5 protein-coding genes are annotated in these 2,061 nt (G+C 59.6%); 1 reads left to right on the forward strand and 4 read right to left on the reverse strand.

Annotated elements, in window-relative coordinates; all coding sequences use genetic code 11:
• From yidC to FJ147_28355, 4 genes are all read right to left on the reverse strand, one after another.
• A partial coding sequence (gene yidC, locus FJ147_28340; GenBank protein MBM4259793.1) for a membrane protein insertase YidC occupies positions 1 to 543 on the reverse strand: 543 nt, incomplete at its 3' end.
• Positions 540 to 773, reverse strand: coding sequence for a membrane protein insertion efficiency factor YidD (gene yidD / locus FJ147_28345; protein MBM4259794.1), 234 nt, complete (start codon positions 771 to 773; stop codon positions 540 to 542). The genes yidC and yidD, both read right to left, overlap by 4 nt.
• Positions 763 to 1,125: a ribonuclease P protein component gene (gene rnpA / locus FJ147_28350; protein ID MBM4259795.1), complete on the reverse strand. Its 363-nt coding sequence runs from the start codon at positions 1,123 to 1,125 to the stop codon at positions 763 to 765. Before rnpA ends, yidD begins: the two co-directional genes overlap by 11 nt.
• Positions 1,113 to 1,247 carry a 50S ribosomal protein L34 gene (locus FJ147_28355; protein MBM4259796.1) on the reverse strand — a complete coding sequence of 45 codons (135 nt, stop codon included), beginning with the start codon at positions 1,245 to 1,247 and terminating at the stop codon, positions 1,113 to 1,115. The genes rnpA and FJ147_28355 overlap by 13 nt, the downstream gene beginning before the upstream one ends.
• A 280-nt stretch (positions 1,248 to 1,527) precedes the next feature.
• Between FJ147_28355 and FJ147_28360 the strand changes: the two genes are divergently transcribed.
• The coding region (locus FJ147_28360) for a chromosomal replication initiator protein DnaA (protein MBM4259797.1) at positions 1,528 to 2,061 on the forward strand (534 nt) is incomplete at its 3' end.

Raw genomic sequence — 2,061 nt, forward strand, 5'->3', positions numbered from 1 at the left:
GCTGCCACGCCGGAAACGAAAGGACTTGGTATGGCTCCCGCCATCTGACAACGGCGCGGTCAGCAACACCTCCACTTCATCGCGACCCGGCGCCAGTTCGTAGCTCGTTTGCTCGGCATTGAAGGCGGTATTGTGATTGGGCTGACCTTCCCCCGTGAGGCCACTGCGGGCGACATAAGTCCCCTGGGTACCATCTTGTAGCAGCACGAAGTTCTTTGACCGGTCTTCCGGATCGCGGTGGCGCAAAAGCTCTACGCGGCGAAGGTCGCCACCATTCAAATCGATCTCGGCGACGATGAGATTGGTACGGACCGTGACCCGCTGCCCCGTCTTCAGCACACCCTGTGGAGGTGCCACCGCTGCCGGTGACGCCGCAGGTACCGGGCTTCCCCCGCTGGCGGCCTGAGGAGCGCTCTGTGTACTTGGGGCTGTCGGCGCGAGCGGGCCGCGCTGATCGCGCGTCCATGCTTCCACCAGCAGGAATACGGTAGTAATAAAGATGATCCCGAAGATCATCCGCTGGTTGTCTCGGAAATAGTTCATCGGTTTTCGCTGCTTGTGCCAGGTACGGGATCGATACCGCCCGGATGGAAGGGATGACACCGAGCCAGGCGCCTGACGGAGTACGCACCACCCTTGATCAAGCCATGTCGCTCGATGGCTTCCAGCGCATAGGATGAACAGGAGGGCCAGAACCGGCAGCGCTGACCAAAATAGGGACTCAGCAACAACTGATATCCCCTGATTGCCGCTCGGGCAGCGCTATTGAGCATTTGTGATTGAGGAAAACAAAGTGCTGAGTTCGTGCAGAATCTGTGTGCGTCGCATCAGTTTCACCGCAGCAATCTGGCGTACGACCAAATCTACCGCCGGCAGATCCGCGCGTACCTGCCGGAAGATCTCTCTTATCTGTCGCTTGATGCGGTTGCGCTGGACCGCAGCGGGCGTCAAACGCTTGGGTACTATGTACCCAAGCCGGGCCCCGCCCACGCCATTGGCGATGAGCTTCAAGTCAAATATAGCCTTTGCGCTCTTCTTGCGTGCGCCCTGGGTCAGCACGCGCTTGTACTGCGCGGCGCCGCTAAGCCGAAACTCCGGCCTGAGTCGAAAACCTAGACCACCAATCGCTTGCGGCCCTTCGCACGCCGGCGCTGCAATACCTTCCTGCCATCAGTCGTTGCCATCCTGGCCCGGAAGCCGTGGGTGCGCTTGCGCCGCACCTTCGACGGATGATATGTCCTCTTCATGACGCTCCACTCCGCTAAAACAAAAGCCGCGTATTAGACTCCTGCGTATCCCTTGCTGTCAACGCAAAGCGACCCGCACTTCCTGTGGATAAGTTGTACGCTGTTGGCTACAATGCCGCCGTCATTTGTGGATAGTTGCCTCGCGCTCTTGAGCAGTGTTCCGCTCAGTCGATGATCCGCTTCCACGTCTTTGCGCCCTAGAACCTCCCGGCGCGTCGCCGTCGCACGATTGGCCGGTGTTCGCCCGATTCTACCGACCCCCTCTGGAAACCTGCTCGACATGGAAGGCTTCTGGTCCAGTTGCCTGGATTATTTCCGCGGCAAACTTCCCCCCCAACAGTTCCGAACCTGGATTCAGACTTTGAACGTAACTAGTGAAGGAAGCCGGCTGACCCTAGCGGCGCCGAACCGGTTCGTGCTGCAATGGATCAAGGAGCGCTTTCTGGGCGCGATCGAAGACTTGGCGCGCTCCTCAGGCAACGGCGACATCGAAATCGTCCTAACCCTGCAGCAGAATGTCGTGGCGGCACCGCCTGCCGAGAGCCCGATGACCTCGCCGCCTAAGGCGATTGCCCCGCGCTTGAACGACACCGGAAAACTCAATCCCCACTTCACCTTCGAAACCTTTGTGTCCGGTCACGCCAACCAACTGCCGCGGGCAGCCGCCATTCAGGTCGCCGAGCACCCCGGTACCAGCTATAACCCCCTGTTCATTTACGGTGGCGTCGGACTGGGGAAAACCCATCTCATTCACGCCATCGGCAATCACGTGCTGCGCCGTTCGCCACAGGCCAAGATTCGATATATTCACGCC

It is taken from the genome of Deltaproteobacteria bacterium, from assembly GCA_016874775.1.
In the GTDB taxonomy this organism is placed as follows: domain Bacteria; phylum Desulfobacterota; class Binatia; order Bin18; family Bin18; genus VGTJ01.